The sequence below is a fragment of the Thermodesulfobacteriota bacterium genome (assembly GCA_040756475.1).
In the GTDB taxonomy this organism is placed as follows: domain Bacteria; phylum Desulfobacterota; class Deferrisomatia; order Deferrisomatales; family JACRMM01; genus JBFLZB01.
The window spans coordinates 12,501-36,343 of sequence record JBFLZB010000025.1; the positions used below are offsets into that span (position 1 = coordinate 12,501).

General features: G+C 65.9%; 25 protein-coding genes (1 of these 25 only partly in view). 14 read left to right on the top strand and 11 right to left on the bottom strand.

Features of this window, described 5'->3' with window-relative positions; genetic code table 11:
- The 4 genes from AB1578_05645 to AB1578_05660 all read left to right on the top strand — a co-directional run.
- Nucleotides 1–310 carry the 3' portion of a hypothetical protein gene (locus tag AB1578_05645; protein MEW6487381.1) on the top strand. It extends 497 nt beyond the left edge of the window, so the window shows 310 of its 807 coding nt (coding positions 498–807); the start codon falls outside the window, past its left edge; it ends in the stop codon at nucleotides 308–310.
- A gap of 77 nt (nucleotides 311–387) precedes the next feature.
- The gene (locus AB1578_05650; GenBank protein MEW6487382.1) at nucleotides 388–735 is read left to right on the top strand and encodes a nucleotidyltransferase domain-containing protein; all 348 of its coding nucleotides are present in this window, start codon (nucleotides 388–390) and stop codon (nucleotides 733–735) included.
- Between the two features lie 168 nt (nucleotides 736–903).
- Complete coding sequence (locus AB1578_05655) at nucleotides 904–1,206, top strand: hypothetical protein (GenBank protein MEW6487383.1); 303 nt, start codon at nucleotides 904–906, stop codon at nucleotides 1,204–1,206.
- A gap of 837 nt (nucleotides 1,207–2,043) precedes the next feature.
- The gene (locus tag AB1578_05660; GenBank protein ID MEW6487384.1) at nucleotides 2,044–2,370 is read left to right on the top strand and encodes a nucleotidyltransferase domain-containing protein; all 327 of its coding nucleotides are present in this window, start codon (nucleotides 2,044–2,046) and stop codon (nucleotides 2,368–2,370) included.
- Between the two features lie 198 nt (nucleotides 2,371–2,568).
- On the opposite strand, the gene AB1578_05665 is transcribed toward AB1578_05660, so the two are convergent.
- Both AB1578_05665 and AB1578_05670 read right to left on the bottom strand, forming a co-directional pair.
- Nucleotides 2,569–2,781, bottom strand: coding sequence for a hypothetical protein (locus AB1578_05665; protein ID MEW6487385.1), 213 nt, complete (start codon nucleotides 2,779–2,781; stop codon nucleotides 2,569–2,571).
- Nucleotides 2,782–2,828: 47 nt separating this feature from the next.
- Nucleotides 2,829–3,125 carry an AbrB/MazE/SpoVT family DNA-binding domain-containing protein gene (locus tag AB1578_05670; GenBank protein ID MEW6487386.1) on the bottom strand — a complete coding sequence of 99 codons (297 nt, stop codon included), beginning with the start codon at nucleotides 3,123–3,125 and terminating at the stop codon, nucleotides 2,829–2,831.
- Nucleotides 3,126–3,632: 507 nt separating this feature from the next.
- Between AB1578_05670 and AB1578_05675 the strand changes: the two genes are divergently transcribed.
- The 4 genes from AB1578_05675 to AB1578_05690 all read left to right on the top strand — a co-directional run bounded on the left by AB1578_05675 (nucleotide 3,633) and on the right by AB1578_05690 (nucleotide 8,364).
- Complete coding sequence (locus AB1578_05675) at nucleotides 3,633–3,935, top strand: nucleotidyltransferase domain-containing protein (GenBank protein ID MEW6487387.1); 303 nt, start codon at nucleotides 3,633–3,635, stop codon at nucleotides 3,933–3,935.
- Between the two features lie 369 nt (nucleotides 3,936–4,304).
- The gene (locus AB1578_05680; GenBank protein MEW6487388.1) at nucleotides 4,305–4,622 is read left to right on the top strand and encodes a type II toxin-antitoxin system PemK/MazF family toxin; all 318 of its coding nucleotides are present in this window, start codon (nucleotides 4,305–4,307) and stop codon (nucleotides 4,620–4,622) included.
- A 695-nt stretch (nucleotides 4,623–5,317) separates the two neighbouring features.
- Nucleotides 5,318–6,343 (top strand): Rpn family recombination-promoting nuclease/putative transposase, encoded by a 1,026-nt coding sequence (locus tag AB1578_05685; GenBank protein ID MEW6487389.1) that lies wholly within the window; start codon nucleotides 5,318–5,320, stop codon nucleotides 6,341–6,343.
- Between the two features lie 785 nt (nucleotides 6,344–7,128).
- On the top strand, nucleotides 7,129–8,364 hold the full coding sequence (locus tag AB1578_05690; protein ID MEW6487390.1) for an FtsX-like permease family protein: 1,236 nt from the start codon (nucleotides 7,129–7,131) through the stop codon (nucleotides 8,362–8,364).
- Nucleotides 8,365–8,592: 228 nt separating this feature from the next.
- On the opposite strand, the gene AB1578_05695 is transcribed toward AB1578_05690, so the two are convergent.
- On the bottom strand, nucleotides 8,593–11,199 hold the full coding sequence (locus tag AB1578_05695; protein MEW6487391.1) for an SdrD B-like domain-containing protein: 2,607 nt from the start codon (nucleotides 11,197–11,199) through the stop codon (nucleotides 8,593–8,595).
- A gap of 77 nt (nucleotides 11,200–11,276) precedes the next feature.
- Complete coding sequence (locus tag AB1578_05700; protein MEW6487392.1) at nucleotides 11,277–12,200, bottom strand: PEP-CTERM sorting domain-containing protein; 924 nt, start codon at nucleotides 12,198–12,200, stop codon at nucleotides 11,277–11,279.
- Between the two features lie 450 nt (nucleotides 12,201–12,650).
- Here AB1578_05700 and AB1578_05705 point away from each other — a divergent pair, with 450 nt between their 5' ends.
- Nucleotides 12,651–14,837 carry a tetratricopeptide repeat protein gene (locus tag AB1578_05705; GenBank protein ID MEW6487393.1) on the top strand — a complete coding sequence of 729 codons (2,187 nt, stop codon included), beginning with the start codon at nucleotides 12,651–12,653 and terminating at the stop codon, nucleotides 14,835–14,837.
- A 235-nt stretch (nucleotides 14,838–15,072) separates the two neighbouring features.
- On the opposite strand, the gene AB1578_05710 is transcribed toward AB1578_05705, so the two are convergent.
- Nucleotides 15,073–15,990: a transposase gene (locus AB1578_05710; protein ID MEW6487394.1), complete on the bottom strand. Its 918-nt coding sequence runs from the start codon at nucleotides 15,988–15,990 to the stop codon at nucleotides 15,073–15,075.
- Between the two features lie 118 nt (nucleotides 15,991–16,108).
- Between AB1578_05710 and AB1578_05715 the strand changes: the two genes are divergently transcribed.
- The 3 genes from AB1578_05715 to AB1578_05725 are packed head-to-tail and all read left to right on the top strand — an operon-like array spanning nucleotide 16,109 to nucleotide 18,454.
- Nucleotides 16,109–16,468: an IS66 family insertion sequence element accessory protein TnpB gene (locus tag AB1578_05715; GenBank protein MEW6487395.1), complete on the top strand. Its 360-nt coding sequence runs from the start codon at nucleotides 16,109–16,111 to the stop codon at nucleotides 16,466–16,468.
- Nucleotides 16,468–16,821, top strand: coding sequence for an IS66 family insertion sequence element accessory protein TnpB (tnpB, locus tag AB1578_05720; GenBank protein MEW6487396.1), 354 nt, complete (start codon nucleotides 16,468–16,470; stop codon nucleotides 16,819–16,821). The genes AB1578_05715 and tnpB overlap by 1 nt, the downstream gene beginning before the upstream one ends.
- A gap of 58 nt (nucleotides 16,822–16,879) precedes the next feature.
- Complete coding sequence (locus AB1578_05725) at nucleotides 16,880–18,454, top strand: IS66 family transposase (protein MEW6487397.1); 1,575 nt, start codon at nucleotides 16,880–16,882, stop codon at nucleotides 18,452–18,454.
- A gap of 372 nt (nucleotides 18,455–18,826) precedes the next feature.
- On the opposite strand, the gene AB1578_05730 is transcribed toward AB1578_05725, so the two are convergent.
- The 6 genes from AB1578_05730 to AB1578_05755 form a co-directional block, all read right to left on the bottom strand.
- A complete protein-coding gene (locus tag AB1578_05730) occupies nucleotides 18,827–19,168 on the bottom strand; it encodes a nucleotidyltransferase domain-containing protein (protein MEW6487398.1) in 342 nt (113 codons plus the stop codon).
- A gap of 308 nt (nucleotides 19,169–19,476) precedes the next feature.
- Complete coding sequence (locus AB1578_05735; protein MEW6487399.1) at nucleotides 19,477–19,929, bottom strand: type II toxin-antitoxin system VapC family toxin; 453 nt, start codon at nucleotides 19,927–19,929, stop codon at nucleotides 19,477–19,479.
- A complete protein-coding gene (locus AB1578_05740; GenBank protein MEW6487400.1) occupies nucleotides 19,926–20,189 on the bottom strand; it encodes a type II toxin-antitoxin system prevent-host-death family antitoxin in 264 nt (87 codons plus the stop codon). Before AB1578_05740 ends, AB1578_05735 begins: the two co-directional genes overlap by 4 nt.
- Nucleotides 20,190–20,477: 288 nt before the next feature.
- Nucleotides 20,478–20,669: a hypothetical protein gene (locus AB1578_05745; GenBank protein MEW6487401.1), complete on the bottom strand. Its 192-nt coding sequence runs from the start codon at nucleotides 20,667–20,669 to the stop codon at nucleotides 20,478–20,480.
- A complete protein-coding gene (locus AB1578_05750; protein MEW6487402.1) occupies nucleotides 20,653–21,120 on the bottom strand; it encodes a PIN domain-containing protein in 468 nt (155 codons plus the stop codon). Before AB1578_05750 ends, AB1578_05745 begins: the two co-directional genes overlap by 17 nt.
- A gap of 382 nt (nucleotides 21,121–21,502) precedes the next feature.
- Nucleotides 21,503–22,207, bottom strand: a complete 705-nt coding sequence (locus tag AB1578_05755; protein MEW6487403.1) for an Rpn family recombination-promoting nuclease/putative transposase — start codon at nucleotides 22,205–22,207, stop codon at nucleotides 21,503–21,505.
- 395 nt (nucleotides 22,208–22,602) lie between these two features.
- On the opposite strand from AB1578_05755, the gene AB1578_05760 reads away from it, so the two are divergent.
- Together AB1578_05760 and AB1578_05765 are read left to right on the top strand one after the other, a co-directional pair.
- Nucleotides 22,603–22,848, top strand: coding sequence for a DUF1640 domain-containing protein (locus tag AB1578_05760; protein MEW6487404.1), 246 nt, complete (start codon nucleotides 22,603–22,605; stop codon nucleotides 22,846–22,848).
- A 612-nt stretch (nucleotides 22,849–23,460) separates the two neighbouring features.
- Nucleotides 23,461–23,658: a phosphatidylserine decarboxylase gene (locus AB1578_05765; protein ID MEW6487405.1), complete on the top strand. Its 198-nt coding sequence runs from the start codon at nucleotides 23,461–23,463 to the stop codon at nucleotides 23,656–23,658.
- Nucleotides 23,659–23,843 lie beyond the last annotated feature (185 nt).

Below are 23,843 nucleotides of genomic sequence, written 5' to 3' on the forward strand. Positions count from 1 at the left end.
GGTCACCCTAGAAGAGAAGCTCGTTCGCACCACCATCCGGGGCGAAGAGGTGAACCTCTTCGGCCGGGGCCGCCGGGACGGCCGCGAGGTCTGGGTCGTGGGCGAGGCCAAGCTCCGCGTCGACGTGGGCCGGGGCCGGAAAGGCGCCCGCGACCTCTTCACCCAGCTCGAGACCAAAGTGGCCGCCGTGCGGGCCGAGCTGGGCGACGTGGACGTGGTGCGCGTGCTCGTGACCCACTTCGCCACCCCCGAGTTCCTCACCATGGCCCAGGAGCGCAACACCCTGGTCATCCAGAGCTTCGAGTGGTGAGGTCCGAGCTCCCGCGCGGCGTGGGCGTACTTCCGCGCGATCTAGGTGGAATCCGTTGTCGTGGACGGGGGTAGCCGATGGCCTATGAGAAGCTCAGGGCGCGGTGGGCGGAGGAGCGCCGATCCCGCGAGGCGCGCTCCGAGGCCCTCCGCAGGCGGATCGAGGCGTGCGGGCCGCTCCTCTTCCGGCGCTACCATGTGCAGAAGGCCGTGCTCTTCGGCTCGGCGGCCGAGGGCCGCTCCTCGGAACGCTCCGACGTCGACCTCTTCGTCACGCCCCTCGACAGCGAGACGTACTGGGAGCTCCGGCGGGAGCTCGAAGAGGCCCTGGGTGCTCCCGTAGATCTCTACACCGAGGGCGACGATCCAACCTTTACCCGGAAGGTCCTCACCCGTGGAATCGTCGTCTATGCCGCACAACCTTGAGCTGTTGAAGGCCGACATTCGGGACGAGCTCGACAAGATCGAGAGACTGGAGAAGGAGTTTTCCCGGTTTGTGAGGACAAGCTCTCCCTCCCGCCGGAGGCCGTTCCGAACTACGATCGGGGGGCGATCGGCTACTTCGTCCACAACTTCTACAACGGGTGCGAGAACATCTTTCGCTCGGTCGCCCGGTTCTTTGAGAACGACCTCGGTTCCGACGCCTGGCATGCAGACCTGCTCAAGCGCATGAAGCTGGAGGTGGCCGGCTACCGCCCCCCCGTCATCGGTGAGGACCTGTTTCGCCGGCTCGACGATTTCCGCGCCTTTCGCCACAAGTTCCGCCACTGCTACGGCTTCGAGCTCGACTGGGAGAAGGAGCGCCTCATCGCCCGGCGCCTGCGCCCCACGGCTCGCCTGTTTCGCGAGGAGATCCACAGGTTCCTGAAGTCGCTGGAGTCGATTGAAGGGCCGTGACCATAGCCGTGGCCGAGGCGAAATGGCCCGAGCCCGGAACGCCTGGCACCCGGCATCCCGTACCCGCACCTTGGCACCGGAAACCCCCCACTGGGCATCGGGCACCCGATCCCCGCCACGGGCGGGGGGTCAGTCTGGGCTCCGGAGCTCCTCCGGTGCCAGGGTCAGTTGAGCGGTCGCCCCTCTCCCACACAGTCACGCGTCCCCTGCTCCCACCCCCCCCAGCCCTCTTCACTCGCAACCCCGCACTCAGAACCGTATCCTCGTCCCTCGTCCCCCGTCCCCCGTCCCCCGTCACCTTTCACCTTTCACTCCCCCTCCTCCCCCCCTTGACGCCCCCGCCGCCGATCGGTAAACCTCGGGTTCGGCCGGCAGGGTCTCGATCGGCCAGGAGGTGCGCGGGGGACGCTCTTTCGCATCGCGCAGGAAACGTTGCAGCGCCCCGAAGCCCTTGCCCAAGACGGGTTGCGGACGAGCAGGCTTCTCTATATGCCGGGTTCGTTGCGCGGATCGGGACTGCCATCGGCGAACCTCGACTCCTGCAGGAAGCGGCCAGGTGGCGCCGCTCCCCATGAGGGCAAGCCTCTTATGAACAGACTGCGCGGGCACCCGTTTGCCCGGGCAAGGCTCTTGTGCACCGGCGTCCCGCTCCCCGCCGTCCAGTCAGCGGATACCGGACGCCGCAATTCGTGAGGTTTCCTTGACCGCTACAGATGCCTCGCCTACCCTCGGTCATCGGGTGACGCGCGAGAACGATCCCTGCTACAGACGGTGGAGAGTGAGTTCATTAACCGCGAAGCACCAAGGAGGCCACGTTCACGGTGAGGAGGGGACCAAGTGACTCGAGCAGATGACGCCACGATCCGGGAGATGGTTGCCTGTCTGGCCAAAGAATTCCGGCCGGAGGCCATCTTCCTCTTCGGATCCCGCGCCTGGGGCGTGCCCGATCCGGAAAGCGACGTAGATCTTATGGTTCTGGTGGCGGCGAGTGAAATCCCCGCCACGCAACGGGCGCGCCGCGCGCGCAGGTGCCTGCGCGGCATCTCCGTACCAAAGGACGTCATTGTCAAGACCACCGGGGAGTTCCGGCGGCTCGCAGCCGTTCCCTCATCTTTGGAGAGCCGGGTGCTTCGCGACGGCAGAGTCCTCTATGGGCGATTCTAAGGAGGCAGAACTTCTCTCCGACTTCTCTGCATCCGACGCAGAGGTCGATGCCGAGTGGAAATGTTTGTGACCCTCGCTACGTGACTCGATCCGCTCGGACCTGACGCAAGTCCCCCCCGTCACTGGTCCCCCGTTACCGGGAACCGGGAACACCCCGAAGGGGCAGAACCGGGAACTCTCCCTTCCCCTTGGCCCCCATCAGGGTCTTCGTAACGTTGCGTCGTGGGCGCCGACGTTTCGAAGCAGGATCCAGTCCCCCTCCACCTCGAAGGTGATCCGTAGCGATTTGCTCGCGCGGGCTTCCCAGATCCGTTCCGTGCCCTGCATCTTCTTCACGCGAAGGCCGGGGTGACGCGGGTCGACGGCGAGAAGCCCGAGGGCCTTGCGCACCCGCTCAGCATCCCGATCCACGAGAGCGGCATACGCTCTTCGGAACCGATCGGTGTAGGGGATCCGCATCAACGATTCTTGCGAGCAGACTCCAGGCCGGAGATGAGGTCTGCTACGGTGTCGGCTTCGTGGACCCGGCCGGCACCAATATCTTCGCTGGCCTCTCGCTCCGCCTCCTGCCAAGCCGGCGACCAGAAGTAGGCTTGGCTCTTGTCGACGAGCTTCTTCGGCGTGAGCACGATGCTCTCCCCCGAGACCCGCACCTCCAGATAGTCGCCTTCGTCCACGTGAGCCGCGCGCCGTATCGAGGCGGGCAAGGTAACTTGGCCATGGCGGGCGACCTTGGCGAGCGCGACGGTATCCACGAAGAGGCCTCCGAAGTTGTGAATGACGGCGTCCCCAGCCTACCTTGCACACAAGAAGGGGTCAACCCGGCACCCGGAACTCCCCGAAGGGGCAGGTGTCGGCCGCTTGTGGCGGCTGTTCCCGGTGTCGGCGGCCAGAGGCCGCTGTTCCCCGTTGAGATCTCAACCCGGAACCGGGAACTGGGAACCCGGAACCGGGAACTCTCCCTTCCCCTTGACGCCCCCAGCCCTGCCGGGTAAATCTCGGGTTCGGCGGGAGCGCCGATCGGCCGCGTCCCGGAGTTCGGCGTCGGCAAGTTGCGGGCTGCCCGACTCCTTTGTATTCTCGTAGCGTCCGCCACAGAGCGGAGGTGACGCGGTCGAACCGCGCGTCTTGGAGGAAGCCGCCGAGAGGCTCGTCTCCCGGTTTCGGCCGGCCGCAGCATCCTGTTCGGAGTACACGCCAGGGGAGTCGTAACCCGCCAGTAGGGGTGAAGGACGAGGACACTCTTGATCAGCGATGCCAGGATGCGCGAAGTGACGCGGCGGTTGGTCGAGGTGGCGGACCCGGTTCGGGTAGTGCTCTTCGGCTCTCACGCCTCCGGAACTGCCGGTGCCGACTCGGATCTCGATATCCTGGTCGTGGAGCGAAGTCTCGGTTCCGCAGTGGCCGAGATGGCTCGGCTGCGACGCGCAGTGGGCCGCATCGGAATCCCGGTGGACATCCTCGTCTGCTCCGAGCAAGAGGCTGCGGATTGGGGCCATTTGCCGGGAACGGCGCTTTACTGGGCGCTGCGCGAGGGAAAGGTCCTCTATGAAGCAGCCCGGTGAGTGCATACCAGACACTATGCCTCTTTCCGTTTCTCAGATCATCGACTTCGTGTGTGCCCCGGAATTTCGCGTATGAGAAGAGGAATCCATGCTGCCTCCAGCCGTTGAGATCCGCGTCCCGAAGGCTCTATTGGATCGAGTGGATGTCCATGGTGCACAGGAATCCCGCGAACTCGTCACGTTTCTCCTGGAGCGATACGCTCAAGATTGGGAGAAAACAAGGCGCGTCGAGGCGTATCGGCGTTACTATGAATCTCGGACGGACGAAGATCGTTCAGAGGAGGCAGAACTTCTCTCCGACTTCTCTGCATCCGACGCAGAGGTCAACGCAGAGTGGGATCGTTCGTGAATGAGGTGCGGCGGGGCGATGTGGTGTGGGCGAACCTGGATCCCACGGTTGGGGTGGAGATTCAAAAGACCCGCCCTGTAATCGTGGTATCGAACGACGAGATCAATGCTCACAGTCGCCTCGTGGTGGTGGTTCCCTTGACGACGAACGTTTCTCGGCTGTCTCCGAGTCACGTGCTCCTGCCCTCTGGCGAGGGCAATCTCGCCCAGGATTCCAAGGCCCTGTGCGAACAGATTCGGGCAATGGACAAGAGGCGGCTCACCTCGTGGATCGGAAGGCTATCGACTCGGTATCTTCGCCTTGTGGACCAGGCCATTCGAAACACCCTCGATACGTGACTCGAACCGATCGGACCTGACGCAAGGCCCCCCCGTCACTGGTCACCCGCCACCGGGAACTGGGAACTGGGAACTGGGAACTGGGAACCGGGAACCGGGAACCGGGAACACCCCGAAGGGGCAGGTGTCGGCCGCTTGTGGCGGCTGTTCCCGGTGTCGGCGGCCAGAGGCCGCTGTTCCCCGTTGAGATCTCAACCCGGAACCGGGAACTGGGAACTCTCCCTTCCCCCTCCCCCCCTTGACGCCCCCGCCCCCGGCGGGTAAAGCTCGGGCTCGGCCGGCAGGTCTCGAAGAGGCCAGGAGGTGTGCGGGTGACGCTCTTTGGCGTCGCGCAGGAGACTCTGCAGTGCCCCGAAGCCCTTGCCCAAGACGGGTTGCGGACGAGCAGGCTTCTCTATATGCCGGGTTCGTTGCGCGGATCGGGACTGCCATCGGCGAACCTCGACTCCTGCAGGAAGCGGCCAGCTGGCGCCGCTCCCCGTGAAGGCAAGCCTCGCAGAAACGGACTTCGCGGGCACCCGTTTGCCCGGGCACGGCTCTTGTGCACCAGCGTGCCGCTCCCCCGGTGGTCTCCGCCGCCCTTCCCGCCCGCCGGCCCGGCCGCCTGAGCATCGTCGACGCCCTGGGCCGCGTGTAGGTCTACCTCTTCCCCTGGCCTGCTTGTCTGTCCGCATACCCCCGGCTAGAATGCCGCCATGGCCGCCGACCTCGCCAATCCCCACGACCGGTTCTTTCGCGAGTCTCTGGGGCGCCTCGAGACCGCTCGGGAGTTCGTCCGCCATTACCTGCCGGAGCCGGTCGTGGCCCACCTCGAGCTCGACACCCTCGAGGTCGGCCGCGACAGCTTCGTCGACGACGAGCTGCGAAGCCACCTCTCGGATCTGGTGTTCCGGGTGGAGCGCAAGGATGGGGGCGGCGCCTACGTGTACCTGCTCTTCGAGCACAAGTCCCATCCCGACCGATGGGTGGCCTTCCAGTTGCTGCGTTACCTGGTGCGGCTGTGGGAAGGCGCCAGGAAAGAGGAGGCTTCGGTCGCCTTGCCCCCCATCGTGCCTGTGGTGTTCTACCACGGCCGGCGGCCGTGGACTGTGCCCAACGCGTTCGCGGCCCTGGTAGAAGGCCCTGCCGCGTTCAGCCGGTATATTCCCGACTTCCAATACGCGCTGGCGGACCTGAGTCGCTATCCCGACCACGACCTGCGCGGGGGGACGCTGCTGCGGGCGTCGCTGCTGGCCCTCAAGCACATCTTCGACGACGACCTGCCACAGCGGCTTCCGGAGCTGGTGCGGCTGCTCGCGCAGGTGACCTCGAGCCCCACCGCCCTGGGGGCCGTCGAGGCCCTCTTGCGATACATCTGTGCTGCCAGCGACCGGGTCGAGGCGGCGGACGTGCGAGCAGCGCTGTCGCAGACCCTTCCCGAACACGGAGAGACGATCATGCCCACCCTGGCGCAGCGATGGATCGACGAAGGCAAGGAGCAGGGGCTCCAGCAGGGGCTCCAGCAGGGGCTCCAGCAGGGACTCCAGCAGGGACTCCAGCAGAAGGCCTACGATGCCGTGATCGAAGTGCTGGAGACGCGGTTCGGGGTGGTGCCCACTTCGGTTACCGGGGCGCTGGCTCGAGTGTCCGACGAGGCGGTGCTCTCCACGCTCCACAAGCGGGCCGTGGTGGTGGAATCCCTCGACGCCTTCCGCGAGGACCTCCAGCGCGCCCTTTCGTGAACAGGCCACGCCCCTGGACCCTCCGACGCCGCTTGTCTCCGGCGGGGGTACGGTTTCCGACGATCCGTAGCGAAGAAGTGCGGCTCATCGGCACCGCCCGAGGAGACCTCGCTGGCTTGTAGAGCCCGTGGTCCCCGTGAGTTGCCCACGACTTGCGGTCACCTTGGGGGATGAAACCACTGACACCCTCGTCCTAAGGCCCGAAGGGCCGTGGCGACCCCGGGTTCTCGCAGGCTGGATCGCCTCGCTTTGCTCGCAATGACGGGGCAGGTCGCGCTGGCAGGGACGCAGGGGGGCCCCAGACCGCCCACGCGCCGATGCTCTGCGGCGGCGCCCTCGTCTCTACCGGGCCGCGCCTCGGACGCCTGCCGAACCTTCCCCCAACAGACTGCGCGGGTGGCCATTTGCTGGAGGGAGCAACGCTCTTGTGCATCAGCGTCCCATCACGGCCGAAGGGGCAGGTGTCGGCCGCCTGTAGCGGCTGTTCCCGGTGTCGGCGGCCAGAGGCCGCTGTTCCCCGTTGAGATCTCAATCCGAAACCGGGAACCGGGAACACCCCGAAGGGGCAGGTGTCGGCCGCCTGCGGCGGCTGTTCCCGGTGTCGGCGGCCAGAGGCCGCTGTTCCCCGTTGAGATCCCAACCCGGAACCGGAAACCGGAAACTGGGAACTGGGAACTGGGAACTGGGAACTCTCCCTTCCTCCTCCCCCCCCTTGACGCCCCCGCCCCTGCCGGGTAAAGCTCGGGCTCGGCCGGCAGGTCTCGAAGAGGCCAGGAGGTGTGCGGGTGACCCTTCTTCGCATCGCATTGCGAAACGTGCTCAAGAACCGGCGGCGAAGCCTGATCACGGTGCTCGCCATCGCCTTCGGGTTCATGGCGGTGGCGATGTTCAAGGGGTATGTCCACCAAGCCTACGAGAAGATCTCACTGGCGGTGGTCTTCCGGGAGATTCCGGGGCATCTGGCGGTCTTCAAGGAGGGTTTTCTGAGCGAGGGCAGGATTCGCCCAGAGTCCTTCCTCTTTACCGCGGACGAGGCGGCGGCCCTCACCGAGGTCGTTGTTCGGATGCCGGAGGTGTTGTGGGTCGGAGAGAAGCTCGAACTGACCGGCCTCATCTCCAACGGGGACGTCTCCACGATCTTCCTCTCGGATGCGCTGGACCCGGCAAAGGAAGAAGAGCTTCTGCGGCACTACGGGTACCGCGCCATACCGGAGCGATCGCCCCTGCCGGTGGGCCGTCCCGACGCCATCCTGGTGGGCGACGGCCTCATGGACCTTCTGAAGCTGCGGCCGGAGGACGGCGTGGTCCTGATGACCACCACCCAATATGGGCAGATGAACGCAGCCGATGCTACGGTGGTCGGGACCCGAGCGACCTTTTCCGATGAGCTCTCGGACAAGTATGCGAAGCTCCCCCTGGGGCTCGCCAAGGACCTCTACGACATCACGGGCTGCGACCGGCTATGCGTGCTTACGACCCGGTTCTCGGACCTGGCTCCGATCCGCGAGCGGATACGGGAAGCCGCCTCCGAGCTCGGCATGGCCCTCGAGATCAGGACCTGGGACGAGCTGAGCCAGTATTACCAGAAGGCAAAGGACTTCCTGGACGTCGTGTTCTTCTTTCTCTTCTGCATCACGGCGGTGATCGTGGTCATGGGGACCGTCAACACCATGTCCATGGCCGTGTACGAGAGGACGAGGGAGATCGGCACCCTGCGCGCGATCGGTCTGAAACCGCGCGGAGTCCTCGCCCTGTTCTCCATGGAGGGGGCGATCCTGGGCATTCTCGGGGGGCTCGCCGGGCTGGGTCTCACCGCGCTCGGACGGCTGGCCGTGGCGGCCGCGCAGATCACATACCGCCCGCCGGGCGTTGGCGAGGATATCCTGATCGAGATCGACCTGGTTCCGGAGGTCTTGCTGGTCAGTGGACTCGCCTTCGTACTGCTCTCGGTTGTGGCCGCGGCCCTGCCTGCCAGACGCGCCGCGCGTCAGCCCATCGTGGATGCCCTGGGGCACGTGTGACCTCGCTGATTTCTTTGGGATGTCCTCCGCACCACCACTCGGATGTGCCACGGGGGAGTCCGTCGGCCCGGAGCACCTGAGGCCGGCATCTCGGGGCGTTGTCTCCATTCGTGAGCCCTGTTTGCACACGACGATCACGACGACAGAACGGGGGAGGGGCATTGACCCCTCCCCCGTCCCGCTCTCTGCGTTGCGGCAAAGCGCCGTGCGCCTTCCGCGTGTTTCGCCCTACTCCATCGAATCCCGCGACGGGGCGCAGAGCAGCCCGTTGTTGTAGTCGTCGAGCAGCCAGTAGAGCGGCTCGCCGATGGTCCATGCGTAGGAGTCTGCCCTGACCTTTGGATTGCCCCTGCAGGCGGTGGGCATGGGTCCGTACTCCGCCATCCAGGCGTCGGCGGCCTCGATGGTTACGGCGATGCACGAGGCGTCGTTGCCCACGAGCACGTTGAGCTTCGCCGCCACCAGGGCGCGGAACACGGTGAACAGCTTGTTGCCGTCGGGGCAGCCCATGAGCCCGATGGCCATGTCCTTGGTGTACGTCTCCCCGCCGATGGTGAGCTGATCCACCGGCCAAGCGTTGGGGTGGTTCTTCCAGTAGCCCGGCGTGCCGGTGCCCGGGGCGTCCATGGTGCCGTAGTAGTGGCTGGGATCGGAGTCGGTGACCGTTGTGTTCCCGTAATCGCCCGTGGTGGTTCCGATGTTCGCATACTGACCCACCATGGCAATTCCGTCGGCCGTGCAGGTCATGCTCTCGCCCACGACCAGGGTGTCCTGCGGGCAGGAGACCGCCACTCCCTGATCGTCGGTGACCGTCACGTTCACCAGCGGCACGTTGCCGATGTTGGTCACGACGTAAGTCCAGAGGACCGGATCTCCCACGGGGATGAACGGTCCGGTGGGGCTGTCGGCGTCCTCTCCGTTAGTGGCCTTCTCGATGTCGATGTCTGGCATGGCCTGCCATAGGCCGGCGTCCCAGGAGCGGTCGGTCTCGCCCGGGTCCAGGGTGGTGCACACGGTCCAGCCGCTGGAGTCGGCGTCGCTGTCCTTCTCGGGGTCGCCGCCCTGGTTCTGGAGAGTAAAGAAGTAGTCGGCGGGCGCCGTGAACTGGAGCTTGTAGTCGCCGGCCAGTAGATTGTCGAAGAGATACTTCCCGTTTGCATCCGTGAGCGTTTCGTCGAGCTTGTTTCCGGCGCAGTCATAGAGCTCCACGAGCACGCCCTCGATCCCCGGCTCGCCCGCGTCTTGGATGCCGTTGCGGTTCAGGTCTTCCCACACGAAGTCGCCGATGGCGGCATACTCGATGGCCACGAGGCCCGCGTCCACGTCGAGGTTCGAGTCGCCCGAGGCGAGGGTCACGCACCCGGTCATGCCGGAGGCGTTGGCATCGCTGTCGATGGTATCGTCCGCCCCCTGGTTCGGGAGGGTGAACTCGTAGCCCGTGGGCGCCGCGAATACCACGTAGTAGCTGCCGGGCACGAGACCGGTGAAGAGGTAGAGGCCTTCGGCGTCGGTCGTGGTCTCTGCGATGAAATCCCCGTCGCAGTCGTAGAGCTTCACCGTCACCCCGGCCATGCCGAGCTCACCAGCGTCCTGGATGCCGTTGCCGTTCCCGTCCTCCCAAACCCGGTCGCCCAACTCGGCCAGGCGGTAGAATCCCGCGTCCCAGGAGAGGTCGGTCTCGCCCGGATCCAGGGTGGTGCAGATCGTGCTCCCCGACGTGGGGTCGGCGTCGCTGTCGAGCTCGTCGTCGCCCACGTTCTGGAGGGTGAAGAAGTATCCATTGGGCTGCACGAACACCAGGTAGTAGTCGCCGGGGGTGAGGCCGTCGAAGAGGTAGAGGCCGTTGGAGTCGGTCGTGGTGCTCGCCACGAAGTTGTCGAGGCAGTCGTAGAGGTTCACGGTCACGCCGGCGACCCCGGGCTCGCCGTCGTCCTGGATGCCGTTGGCGTTGAGGTCTTCCCAGACGCGGTCGCCGATGGCGGCGGGCTGGGGAGCCTCTTCGGCCATCTTGTTGAACGAACCATCGCTTCGGGTCTTCACCACGAAGTCGAAGTCCGACGCGCTGAAACCGAACTTGCTTTCGTACGCGGCCAGGTTCACGAGGGGCTCCGCCAGGTTGTTGGCGTCCACGATCCCGAGCACGGTGCCGGCCTCGAAAGGCGTGCCGTCCGGCTGGAGTTCGAATTCCTCTCCAACCTGGGCACCGAGGCGGTCCACGAGCCGCAGTACGAGCGAGATGGTGCCGTCCGGCAGGAGCGGCACGTCGTTGAGACCCCCGCCCAGGATGAGCTCGGCGCTCTCCACCCGCACTCCGTCGTCGAAGGTGTCGAGGTCGTCAAAGCTCGAAGGAGTGAAGTCGGTACCCGCCTGGTCGCTCGCCCCATCGAAGTAGAAGTCGAACCGGGTGATCCGGTCGATCCGGTAGCTTACGTCCGTTTCCTGAGCACCTTCGAGCACAGCGAGCACCGTGAGTTCGTGGGTCCTGCCGGGACCCGCACCGTAGTGAAGCGGAGTCAACGAGTCGCTGCCGGCGTCGATGAACTGCGTTACCCGCACAGCCACGTAGTCGACGAAAGTATCGCCGACTGAGATGCCGCCGCTTCCGTCGTTGTCGTGGAAACCGATCACCGATTGCGCCAGGAAGGTCCACTCGTCTACGCGGTGCACGTCGGCGATACCCGCCGCCTCCTGTCCGGCTGCATCTATGCCGTCGGCAGTGGCTGCGGCCGAGAAGTTGAGGATGTAATCGTCCACGTGGGTCTGTGCCCGGGCAAACCCACCCCAGGCTAAGAGGGCGAGCACCGCAACCAGCACCAGCAAAGCGTTTCGTCTCATGGCTTACCTCCGGAAGTAAAGAGGGAGATGCGCCGCATCTCCCTCTTTACCTTACGCCAGCAATGCAGGGAGCAAAACTAGCTCTTGTGGCGACGACGGGCGATGCCCGCAAGGCCCAGCAGACCCGACCCGAGGAGGATCATCGTGCCCGGCTCCGGAACGATGTGCTTGTTGAACGAGCCGTCGTTCCGCGAGGTGAAGAAGAAATCGAAGCTCTCTGCGCCGTAGTCGATTGTCCCATCTGCGTTCACCGTGAAGCCAAAGTACGATGCAAAGGACGCCAGTTCGATGCTCTGGATGTTGTTGTTGGCGTCGACGATGCCGAGCAGGAGCTCCATGGGGAACGGGTTCCCGTCGTTGTCCACCTCGAAGAACTCGCCAAGGGGATCGCCCGTTGCCGGATCAATCTGAGTGTGGAGGATGTCCTGCAGGGAGAGAATCATGCTCAGGGTACCGGTGATCAGTGTGGGATCGGTGTTCACACCGCCACTGGCAATCAATTCGGCCTGCTCCACCAAGAGGCCGTCCGCGAAGGTGCTCAGATTCGTGAAGGTCGAGCCGGTGAAGCCCGGCCCGGCGTCGAAGAAGAAATCGAACTGGTCGATGAAGGTAACCTGATAGGTGTTGGCCGTGGTCTGGATTCCCCCGAATCGCGCGATGAGCGTGATCTCGTGGTCCCGGCCGGGGCCAGTGCCGTATGTGAGCGGTGTGATGGTGTCCGTCGATGAGTCGAAGAAGGAGTGCACCCTCACGGCCACCCAGTCGTAGAAGGTGTCGCCAGCGGAAAGACCACCGCTACTGTCGTTGTCTTGGAAGGCCACAACGGAATTTGCCACGAAACCCCACTCGTCCACATTGTTGAGGTCGGGAATGGCGGCCCCGAGGAGCGAACTGGCGGCGCTGAAGTTCAGGGTGTAGCTGTCCAGGGATACCGCGAAGGCCCCCGTGCTCGCGAGGGCCAGTGCGCCGGCCCCCAAGGCGGTGATCAGGTAGCGTCTCATTGTGTTTTCTCCTCCTCGTGAGGGTTTCTGGGTATTCGTGGATCGCCTCGGGTTGACTCGTCTCTAGATGGATTGGTCACCTCCCTCCCTGGTCCAAGGTTTACACCCTAAGCGGGTGCCACATTCCAGCGTTCGGCACAGGGTTATGCAGCAAGCGTGCCGTGCACCACAAAGAAGGACTAGGCTCGAAGTGCCTTGATATGACGAGAGTTTCTGTCTGGGCCGCCCGGGAGCCGAGGGGCTGCCGAGGGGGGAGTGGGAAATCCTTTTCCACCTTTGGATAGAAAAGCGCTTCCCATCCCGACCGTCGAACCGGCCGCGAAGAGGCGCCCGTGCCGGGGCGTTGGCCCATCCCCTGTTGCTTGCCAAGGGAATGGTATGCTACCAGTGGGCCCTGGGGACGAGCCCCGGAGGGCCCGACGGTCTGCCCCTCTCACCGGAGAAGAAATCATGCGCTCGCTACGCCTGGCGGCGGTCCTCGCTGCCCTTACGCTTCACGCCCTGCTTGCCGGCTGCTCCAGGACGCCCGAGGAGCAGTTTGCGGCGCACCGGGGGAGGGGGGATGCCTTCGCCAAGCAGGGCAAGGCGGAGGAAGCCCTGCTGGAGTACAAGAGCGCATTGGTTCTTCGGCCCGACGATGCCGAGACCCTGTTTCGGCTCGGTGAGTTGCACCTGAAACGCGGTCAGGTGCGCGACGCCTACCAGGCTTTCAACAAGGTGGCGGAGCTCGACCCCGGAAACCTGGATGCCCAGGTGCATCTGGGCACCCTCTTCCTGCTTGCGAACTCGACCACGGAGTCCAAGGAGCGAGCCGAGCGCGTGCTGGCCGAGGCGCCCGAGCGGGCCGACGCCCACATGCTGTTGGGACGGGCGCTGCTACGGGAGGGGGCAGTGGCCGACGCCATGGCCCAGTTCGACGAAGCGATTCGGCTGGAACCCAAGGTGCTGAACCACCGCATTCTCAAGGCTACTGCCCTGCTCGGGCGCGGCCGGCTCGACGCGGCCCGCCGGACCGTGGACGAGGGTTTGGAAAGGGAGCCCTCGAATCCGGCTCTACTGCTCCTGCTCGCCCAGGTTGCCGAGGCGCAGGGCGACGGGGCGGCGGCGGACGCCACGTTTGCCGCGCTGCTCGAGAAGCAGCCGGGCCTGTCGTCCGTTTGGATCAGCTATGGGGAGCGGCTGCTCCGAAAGGGAGACGCCGCCGGAGCCCTGGAGGCGTTCCGCACGGCGGCGAAGCTGGACAAGGAGGGGGTGCGGGGCCTGGAGAAGGTGTCGGACGTGCTGATCGCGCAGCGGGACTTCGCCGCCGCCCGGCAGGCGGTGGGCGAGATCCAGTCGAAGAACCCGAAGAGTACCTCCGGCCGTTTCCTCGAATCGCGTATCCTGCTTGGAGAGAAACGCTTTTCGGAAGCCGCCGCGGGTTTCCGCGAGGTGTTGCAGCAGTATCCGGACCACGCCGAAGCGCGCTACTACCTGGGACTGGCGGCCTACTCCCGGGGGGAGTTCCAGACCGCCAAGAGCGAGCTCCAGAAGGCTGTCGAGGGTGCGCCGGGGTTCCCCAAGGCTCGCCTGCTCTTGGCCAAGGCGTACTTGGATTCCCGAGACTACGCCCAGGCCCTGAAGACCGCGGAAGACCTGATCGCGAGCGGGGCCGGCGCGGTGGAGGTGCTCCTGGTGCGCGGATCGGCCCTGATGGGGCAGGGGCGCACGGGGGAGGCGCGTGCGCTCTTCGAATCTCTCGCGAGGCAGATCCCGGGAAGCGCCGCGGTCCACGAGAAGCTGGGTCTCTGCCACCTGGCGGAGAACCAGCCGGAGCTGGCGCTGGAAGCGTTTGGGCGGGCATTGGAGGCCGATCCGGCCACCGTGAGGCCGCTGGTACTGTCGGCAGGGATCCTGGCACGCCAGGGCAAGCAGGCCCAGGCCATTTCCCAAGTAGAAGGGCACCTGCGAAGCGCGGGAGAGTCGGCGGAAGCGCTGCTGCTCCTCGGGCAGCTCTACGCAGCGGTTGGGGATCGGGAGAAGGCGCGGGATAGTGTGGAGAAGGCCATCGCCCTCGAGCCGGACAGGCCGGAAGCCTATCCGCTCCTGGCCGGCCTGCACACGGGCGCCGACGCCGCGCGCAGCGCGTTGGTCGACGTGGAGCGGGGGTTGGAGAAGTCACCCCGCCACCTGCCCGGCTGGATGCTCAAGGGCACATTGCACGAGAAGCTCGGCGAAGCGGTGGAGGCACAGAAGGCCTATCGGAAAGTGCTGGAGATCGATCCCAACCATCTCCCCGCACTCAACAACCTGGCCTACAACCTGGTGGAGAACGGCGGGGACGTCAACGAAGCCTTGAAGTTTGCGGAACGCGCCGCAGAGCTTGCGCCCGCATCTGCGGCGGTCAACGACACCCTTGGGTGGGTGTACGTGCAGAAGGGGGTCTTCCTCAAAGCTTTGTCCCACCTGGAGCCGGCAGCGGAGCGACTCGGCGATCTCCCGGCCGTGCAATACCACTTGGGGGTGGCATATGCGGGCGCTGGAGAGAAGACGAAGGCCTTGGCGGCTCTGAGCCGGGCCTTGGACGGCGGCGGGGAGGCCCCATCATGGGTGCCGGACGCTCGAGCCACTTTGGAGCGGCTGCGTGCCCAACAATAATGCTCGGCGGTCGAACCGTGTGGGGTGTTGGCGAGGGGAGTTCGCGGTCCCCGTTTCCGATGGAGAGGGCGGTTCCATCCTCACCCATCGGCCCGGCGGGGGTGGGGCTTGAGGGGGGAGGGTGTTCCGAGTTCCCGGTTCTGCCCCTTCGGGGCGTTCCCGGTTCCCGGTTCCCGGTTTCGGGCTCCTCTTGGCGATCTTTGCGCCTTTGCGCGAAACGCCCTCGGGGCCCCCCTTACGAGAGCGCCTTCTGCACGTCCTTCGCAAAATCCTCCAGGGAGGGGGCGACCACGGCCCGCTTGAGGAGGCTCGAGAGCACCGCCTCCTGGGTGACGTGGCCGAGGGACTCTGCCAGGCCCTGGGGCACGACGCCGAAGCGGGCCTCCAGTACCTCGAGGACCGCGACGCGGGCCTTTTGCTGGATGCCCTGCTGGATGCCCTGCTGGATGCCCTGCTGGATGCCTTTCTTTTCGCCGATCCGCTCCGCGCTGGTCACATACCGCATCTTCCTCTCCTCTTCGAAACTCTTGAGCCCTTGGTGAAACCGCAGCTCCAAGCCCTCCGGCAGCGCCATCAGCCAGTCGATGAAGGCATAGAGATCGAGGATGTCTTGGCGCTGATAACCTCGCTCGTAAAGCATCTTGGCCAGCCGCAGCTTCCATCCCAATCGCCCCTCCGGATCCCCCCGGGTCGCCAGTGTCCGCAGGTGGGCCGCCACCGCCCAGGCAAAGGGATTGGGGTCGTGCTCGAGATCGTCCTGGCGATCGGCGTAGTCCAGGAGCTTCACCACAGGGAAGGCTAGACCGGCCCTGCTCCCCCAAAGCTCGTAGTGGTACTGCGCAGGGCGCCAGCCGGACCTGTCGTCGGCCAGGACGGCGAGGCTCGCCACGGGGCGGTCGTAGCGGTCGAAGAGCCGGTAGTTATACACGTACATTCGCTTCGCGAACCCTGCTTCTACGTGGCCCTGGACCTCCACGTGCACTAGAACCCAGGTCTCGTCCCCTCCGCCGTGCCGCCAGACCGCCACGAGCTTGTCCACGAACCGCCGCCCCAGCTCGGCATCCCGAACGACCTGGGCGAGTTCCTTGTCGAGGAAGGTGTGCCCGCGGCTCCAGTCGATGTCGGCCGCCGCGGCGGGAAAGAAGAACTCCATGAACGCCCGGAAGTGGTGTTCCAGGAGCTCCGTAAGCGATCAATGAACCCCTTCTTTTCGGCTCCGTCACGGGCTGCCATCCTTTCGCCGTCGATGACCTGGCGAGAGGAGGACGGGGATGGCGCGGCCGAAGGATCTGGAGAAGCGGCGGTTCTGGGGGGCGCAGCTTCGCGCCTGGCAGCGTAGCGGGCTGACGCAGGCCGAGTTCTGCCGGCGCCAGGGACTGGGGCGGCGGCTCTTCAGTTCGTGGAAGCGGCGGCTGGGGTCGCCGGAGCGCGCCGCGGGAGGCCAGGCCGCCCCGCCCGTGCGCTTTGTGCCGGTGGCCGTGCGCCCCGAGGTCTCGGCGCCAGCCCCGATCGCGACCCACCCGGCGGCCGCGCTCACCGTGGTGGCCCGCACCGGGCACCGCATCGAGGTGGGCGACGGGTTCACCCCCGAGACGCTTGCTCGGCTGCTCGCCACCCTGGAGCGGCCGTGATGCTCGCCGTGGCCCCGGGCACCAAGGTCTATCTGGCCGCCGGCCCCACCGACCTGCGCCGCTCCATCGACGGGTTGTCGCTCCTGGTGGCGGCGCAACTCGATCTCGACCCCCTCTCCGGCCATCTGTTCGTGTTCTGCAACCGGCGGCAGACGAACGTGAAGGTCCTCTACTGGGACCGCAACGGGTTTTGTCTCTGGCAGAAGCGACTGGAGAAGGAATCCTTCCGCTGGCCCCCTGCGCAGACCGAGGTCGTGGAAGTGAGCGCACGGGAACTGCTGTGGCTCTTGGAAGGTCTGACGGTAGAGCAGCGGGGAGCCCATCGGCCACTTCAGTATTCCAGCGTCTATTGAGTTCGCAATTGTTGTCTTTGTTGTTGCTTGTCCGGCTGCCTTTTGCTAGTATCCCGGCATGGCTCTGGACATAACAGCCCTGCCCAACGACGTCGATGCATTGAAGAGGATCGTCTCCGAGTACGACGCGGAGATGATTCGACTTCGAGAGCAGGTGGAGTACCTCAAGCACAAGCTCTTCGGCCGAAAGAGCGAACAACTCACCGAGGCCGAGCGCCGGCAACTCTACCTCTTCAACGAGGCCGAACTGGGCGCCGGGGAAGAACGCGACGAGCCACCCGAAGAGACGATTGCCGTTCCGGCTCATTTCCGCACGAAGAAGCGCGGGCGAAGGCCCCTGCCGGAGAACCTGCCGCGCGAGCGGGTGGTCTTCGACATCCCCGAGGCCGACAAGCACTGCGGGTGTGGGCAGCCAAAGAGCGTGATCGGCGAAGAGGTCTCGGAGAAGCTCGACATCGAGCCGGCCCGGCTCACGGTGCGCCAGGAAGTGCGGCTGAAGTACGCCTGCCGCCACTGCGAGGGCGTCGAGGACGAGGGACCCACGGTGCAGATCGCCCCGGTGCCGCCGGCGATCATCCCCAAGGGGATCGCGACGCCGGCGCTTCTGGCCTTCGTGCTCACCGCGAAGTTCGTCGACGCGCTGCCCTTCTACCGGCAGGAGAAGCAGTTCGCCCGGCTCGGCATCGAGCTGTCGCGCCAGACGCTTTGCGGCTGGGCGATGCAGGTGGCCGAGGCCTGCGCGCCGGTGCTCGCGCAAGCGCGCCTCGCCCTGCTTCGGGGTCCGCTCATTCGGATCGACGAGACCCGGGTGCAGGTGCTCGAGGAGGAGGGGCGGGCGCCCCAGACCCAATCCTACATGTGGCTCTTTCGCGGGGGGCTCCCAGACCACCCCCTCCTGGAATACCACTACCATCCGACCCGCGCCGGCCAGGTGGCCGCCGACTACCTCGGGGACTTCCAGGGGCTGGCCCAAACCGACGGCTACCCCGGCTACGACTTCCTCGACCGCCGGCCGGGCATCCGGCACGCGGGGTGCTGGGCCCACGTACGTCGAGAATTCCATGACGTGAAGACCGTGGCCGCGGGCCGCAACCGGTCGGCGGCGACCAAGGCCGGCAGTGTCGACGTGGCGCTCGACTTCATCCGAAAGCTCTACGCCATCGAGCAGCGGGCCAAGGAGCAGGGGCTCACCGGCGAGGCCCTGGTCGCGGTGCGACAGGCCCAGGCCAAGCCCCTCTTGGTCCGTTTCAAGGCCTGGCTCGACCAGCGCGAGCGCGAGGTGCCCCCGAAGACCCTGCTCGGCAAGGCGATCGGCTACGCCCTGGGGCAGTGGCCGCGGCTGCTCGTCTACCTGGACCATGCCGTGCTCACCCCGGACAACAACCTCGTCGAGAACGGCATCCGGCCGTTCGTCCTGGGCCGGAAAAATTGGCTCTTCGCCGGCAACCCGCGAGGCGCCGCGGCGAGCGCGGCCCTCTACAGCCTGATCGAGACCGCCAAGGCCAACGGCCTCGACCCCCACCGCTATCTGCACTATCTCTTCGCTCACGTCCCGCTCGCTCGGACCCCAGAGGACTACGCCGCCCTGCTCGCGTCCAACCTCACCCCCGAGCAGATCCGCCTGCCGACGTAGCGCGCGGGGGTGCGGTTCATAGGTCGCTTACGAAGCTCCTTCCAAGGAGTGTCGAAATCGGGGCGCGAATCCGTTGTGGCATCCACGGAGGCTCTCTCCTCCAATCGAGAGGCGGGCCGGGGCGACGTGGGGCACGGGCTCATCCTAGTCCCGAGCCCCTACGGTGGCAACGGCCGGCTTTCGGCCGACAGAAGTTGGGAGGTTCCGGCCTCCCGTTCCTTGCGGAGGGCGACCGGGGCTTCTCGAGTCAGGAGGCTTGGACCACGGCCGCGCAGGCCTGATGTGTCTTGGCTGCCCGCTGAAGGGCCTGCTCCGCGTCGGATGCGAAGTAGCTCTCACCAGGGGTAAGGTCTGGCAAGGCCGTGCTCTACCTCATGCCGCGATTTCGTCCGACTCATAGATCACCTGACCCTCTTCCAGAGCTCGCCGGATGAACGGGCGGTGGGAAATGGACTGGAGCTCGGCCGGTGTGTACAGGAGCAGGTCGACGCCGACTTCCGGCAGCGCCCGGCCCAGGTCTGCCAGAATGCCGTCGTACCGATCGAAGAATCGCTTGGGGGTCTCCACGGTGGCCAGGATGTCCACGTCGCTATGCCGGGTGGCCTCTCCCCGGGCGAACGACCCGAACAGGACGGCCCGGCGCACGGCGTACTTGCGGAAGACCGGCACCAGTGCCGTGCGGACGTCGTCGAGCAGGGGTCGTGTTTGCAGCATCGGCGCGCGCAATCTCCCGAAGGGTTGACGGCCACAGACTACCTGGGGGTCTATCGTGCGGCAAGCCGGAGCACCCAAGGGGGGGCGAGCAGCAACCTCCCTCCGCGCCCTCCGCGCCTCCGCGGTTTCATCCGCGCATCGGTCCGGCGGGGATGGGGTCTGAGGGGAGGGGCGGTGTCGAGTGCCGAGTACCGCGTTCCAAGTGCCGAGTGCCGGGTGCCGAGTGCCAAGTGCCGAGTGCCAGATGCGGGGTTTCCCAGCTCGTGACCACTGGCCCCTGACTCGCGGACCGAAGCCGAGGTCGGTCCTCATGCTTTCGGGGCAACCCGTATCTCTTCTGCCAGGTGCTCTTGGGGCACGCCGAAATGCCGCGACGCCTTGGCGAGGCCGTCGTCGGCTGTAACGAGGGAGAGATCGAAGAGCCTGCAGCAAGCCAGATGCAGCGCGTCCAGTGCTTTCAGTGAAGTTTCCAGGGTTGCCAACCAAGAGGCCGCGAGGCAATAGGCCTCGTGGCTCAGGGGAAGGACCTCGTAGGCCTTGGCCTCCAGGTGCCGATCAAAGACCGCGAGCACACGCTGGGCGTCCTCCTTGCCCAACTCTCCCGTCCTCGTCTTGAGGGAGAGGGCCGAGCAGAACTCTACCCGGGTCAGCCACGACACGTAGACCGCCTCGGCGGCGGCCAACCGGGCCACGGCCAGCCGGGTATTGGGTTCGGGTACGTAGGCAGCCACGAGGGCGCTGGTGTCGAAGTAAACCCTCAATAGCGGGCTCCCCTCCGAAGGTCGATGACCGCCTGACTCATCGGAGCCCCGGAGCATCGGCCGCTCAGCGAGTCTCGGAGTGCGCTGAGGTCCGCAAGGAAGGCCTGGCGACTGATGGTGCGATCCAGGTCCTCGGGCGCAACGGGCACGAGTTTGGCGACTGGCCGGTCGTGAGACGTCACGATGATCTCTTCGCCGAGGCCGGCCCGGCGCACAAAGTCGCTGAAATGGTCCTTGATAGTGCGTATCGAAGCATACACGGGAGGCTCCTCTGCAGCTCGAACGTGGCCACAATTTGCTTGGTTGCGGCCATTTTGTCAAATTCCCAATGCCGCAGGACGGGCAGAGAATTTCTCCGCGCCCTCTGCGCCTCCGCGGTTGCATCCGCGCATCGGTCCGGAGGGGGTGAGGCTTGAGGGGGGGCCGGGTGACGGGTGAAGCGTGACGGGTGACGGGTTGAGATCTCAACTGGGAACAGCGGCCTTCGGCCGCCGATACCGGGAACTCCGCCGTAGGCGGGTGCCGGCGGGTGAGGCAAATCGGCGCTATCAAGCGTCCCGTTCGAGAGCTGGTTCGCCGCCGCGCCCCTTCCCTCTTGTCTCGCTGGATCTCGCCGCTTCACCAGCCCTGCGGAAGAAGTTCATGATCTCCTCGTCCGACTTTCCTTGGAGCAACTCGGCCTGCTCGTCTCGGATACGGCGGACGAGTTCGACCGCGTGAATCTCAGTCTTCTGTTCCATGGGTGGCAACCTCCCTCGGGGAGTAGATGCTCAGTGCCTTGTACCCGAGCTCCAAGTTCACCGCATTGAAAAGCCTTATCTTGTCCAGCCGAACAATATGCTTGAAATTCCAGCTTACCACGACATCCACTTCGCCGACGGTCGCGAGCGCGATGTGCAGCATGTCGTTCCGATAACGAGGCCCGAGAATAGCGTGCGATTCGTAAGCCGAGAGCAGTTCCATAGCTTCCGGTGTGACTTGGAGGGCTTCTGCCCTGGCCAGAAGCTCCTCGAACAATTCCCGGATGATCTCTGGCGCCATGGCCACTTCGGCAGCCGTCACGTCGGAGAGGACACACTGGAAGCGGTGTTCGCGGAAGTCCTCCATCAAAGCAGTGGACCACTCTACGAATTCCTCGTCGAAGCACCCGCCGAACACGGACGTGTCGACGTAAATGCGGAGTAATTTCATATTGCTTCATCCGTTCGTGGTCTTCTTCTTTCGTCGAACAGGATAGGGGCCGGGTTCCGAGCTTTTCGTGCCGGGAGAAGCGAGCAGCTACTCTCTCCGCGCCCTCCGCGGTTGCATCCGCGCATCGGTCCGGCGGGGATGAGGCTTGAGGGGACGGGGGGAGGCTGTTCCCGGTTCTGCCCCTTCGGGGTGTTCCCAGTTCTGCCCGTTCGGGGTGTTCCCAGTTCCGGGTTCCCGGTTCCGGGTTGGGATATCAACCGGGAACAGCGGCCTCCGGCCGCCGACACCGGGAACAGACAGCCGCCGCAGGCGGCCGACACCTGCCTTCGGGCGCTTCTTGGCGATCTTGGCGCCTTTGCGCGAGATGCCCTCGGGTTCCCTCTTACGAGAGCGCCTTCTGCACGTCCTTGGCAAAATCCTCCAGGGAGGGGGCGACAACCGCGCGCTTGTGCAGGATCGAGAGCACCGATTCCTGCGTTACCCGACCGACCGCCTCGGCCACCGGCTGGGGCACGACGCCAAAGCGGGCCTCCAGGACCTCCAAGACCGCAGCGTGGGCCTTTCGCTGGATGCCCTGCTGGATGCCCTGCTGGATGCCCCTCTGAACGCCTTCCTCGATCCATTTTTCGGCGAGCGTCGGCATGATGTCTTCTCCTTTCTCCGGAAACGCCGTGTCGATGGCCGCGCGCAGGTCTTCGGGGCCGATACGGTCGGCGGCGCTAGCGACGTAGCGAAGCAGCGTTTCGAGGTACTGAAGGCCCGTGCGCTGGTCCCCCAGCGCCGTCAAGAGTCGAAAATACTCGGGAAGCCGTTGCGCCAGGTCGCCGTCGAAGATGTGCCGCAGGAACAAGAGCCCCGTGCGCACCATGACCTCGCCCCGAAGGGCGTCGTCCGGATAGGCGCCGAGGTCGCACAGGGCGTATTGGAGCCGAGGCACATAGTCGCGCAGCGCGCCCGGAGCCGCCACCAGATCTTCGAAGCGCCGCGCCGCGTCCCACGGGCTTCGGTCGTGGTAGAGCACCAGGGGGACGATGGCCCATCCTAGCCCCGAGCTCCCGCGGTGGCAACGGCCGGCTGTCGGCGGCAAAGGGGGGGCCGGTTTCGGACAGGGTTTCTCCGCGCCCTCCGCGCCTCCGCGGTTCCATCCCCACCCATCGGCCCGGCGGGGGTGGGGCTTGAGGGGACGGGGGGGAGGCTGTTTCGAGTTCCCTGTTCCCGGTTTCCAGTTGGGATTTCAACCGGGAACAGCGGCCTCTGGCCGCCGGCACCGGGAACAGCCGCCGCAGGCGGCCGACACCTGCCCCTTCGGGGGGAGACCCGGTCGCGGGTTCCACGTTCCGAGCTCTCTTCCTGTGTCGGCCCCTCTGCGTCGTCGTCCGGTGTCTCTGGCCATGGTCTGGGCTCCGGGTGGGCCTGCGTTGACAGGATCAAACCCTCGGGCGACAATGACGGCCACTTCCATTGCTGCTGAGAGGAGCCGCCGTGGACGTCTCCGTCGACACCCTCGAGATTTACGACCGGCTGCGAAAAGTCAACGTGGATGAGAGCGCGGCCCGTGAGCTGTCGGAGATCTTTCGCGACAGCGCCCGGCACGTCATCCAGACCCAGCGGGAAATCCTGGCCACCAAGGAGGACCTCACTTCGGCCAAGGTAGAGATCATCAAGTGGGTAGCCGGGATGTTGGTTGCCCAGGCCGCGGTGGTCGCCACCCTCGTGAAGCTTCTCTGACGCTCCCGCATACAGTTTCGGTCGCCGAGCTCCGGGCTCGCGCGAAGGCGCGGAGAAGGCTTCCGAGCATTTCTTGGCGATGTTGGCGCCTTTGCGCGAGACGCCCTCGGGTCTCCCCTTACGAGAGCGCCTTGTGCACGTCCTTGGCAAAATCCTCCAGGGAGGGGGCGACCACGCGGCCCGCTTGAGGAGGGCCGAGAGCACCGCCTCCTGGGTGACGTGGCCGAGGGACTCCGCCAGCGCCTGGGGCACGACGCCGAAGCGGGCCTCCAGTACCTCGAGGACCGCGACGCGGGCCTTTTGCTGGATGCCTTTCTTTTCGCCGATCCGCTCCGCGCTGGTCACATACCGCATCTTCCGCCCGCGGCTCCACACCCGTCCCAGGCCGTGGGCCTTCTTGAGCTCGCTGTTGGTGGCCTCGATACCCGATCGCGCCCGGTAGATGGTCTTGAACTCCTCGGTCCGCTCGCGGGCCCGGTTCCAGTCGATGAGCAGACCCTTGTCCGTCACCGTGAGCCGCCCGCGCTTCTTGCCCGCCCGTAGCGCGCGCTGGGCGACGCGGGCCAACCGGACGCTTGACGGCGCCGGTCGTGCTCCCCGTGATATCGCTATGTGACCCGGGAGGTGCGGCGCTGGGAGTACCGGGAAGGCGCGGTCCGACTGGAGAGGGGTCAGGAGCTCGGGCGCTTCGACAGGGGTTCCACGGTCATCGTGCTGTTCGGGAAGGACGCGGTGCGCCGGCGCCCCGAGCTGGTGCCGGGGAGGCGGGTGGGGATGGGCGAGACCGTCGGCGAGGCCCCAGCCGGGTGATCCTCGGGCAGACCAAGCAAGGCGCTCTCAGGCAATCCACATGAGGAGGGAGCCAATCGGTAGCCCACCCCGACCAGAAGCGCGCTCACGGCGGGCTCTCCGGTGCCGGCGCAGGACCGAGCGGGTATCCCGTTGCGAATCGCAGCAGGGCCTCGCGGGCCTCCAGGTAGAGCTTGGCCTGGCTG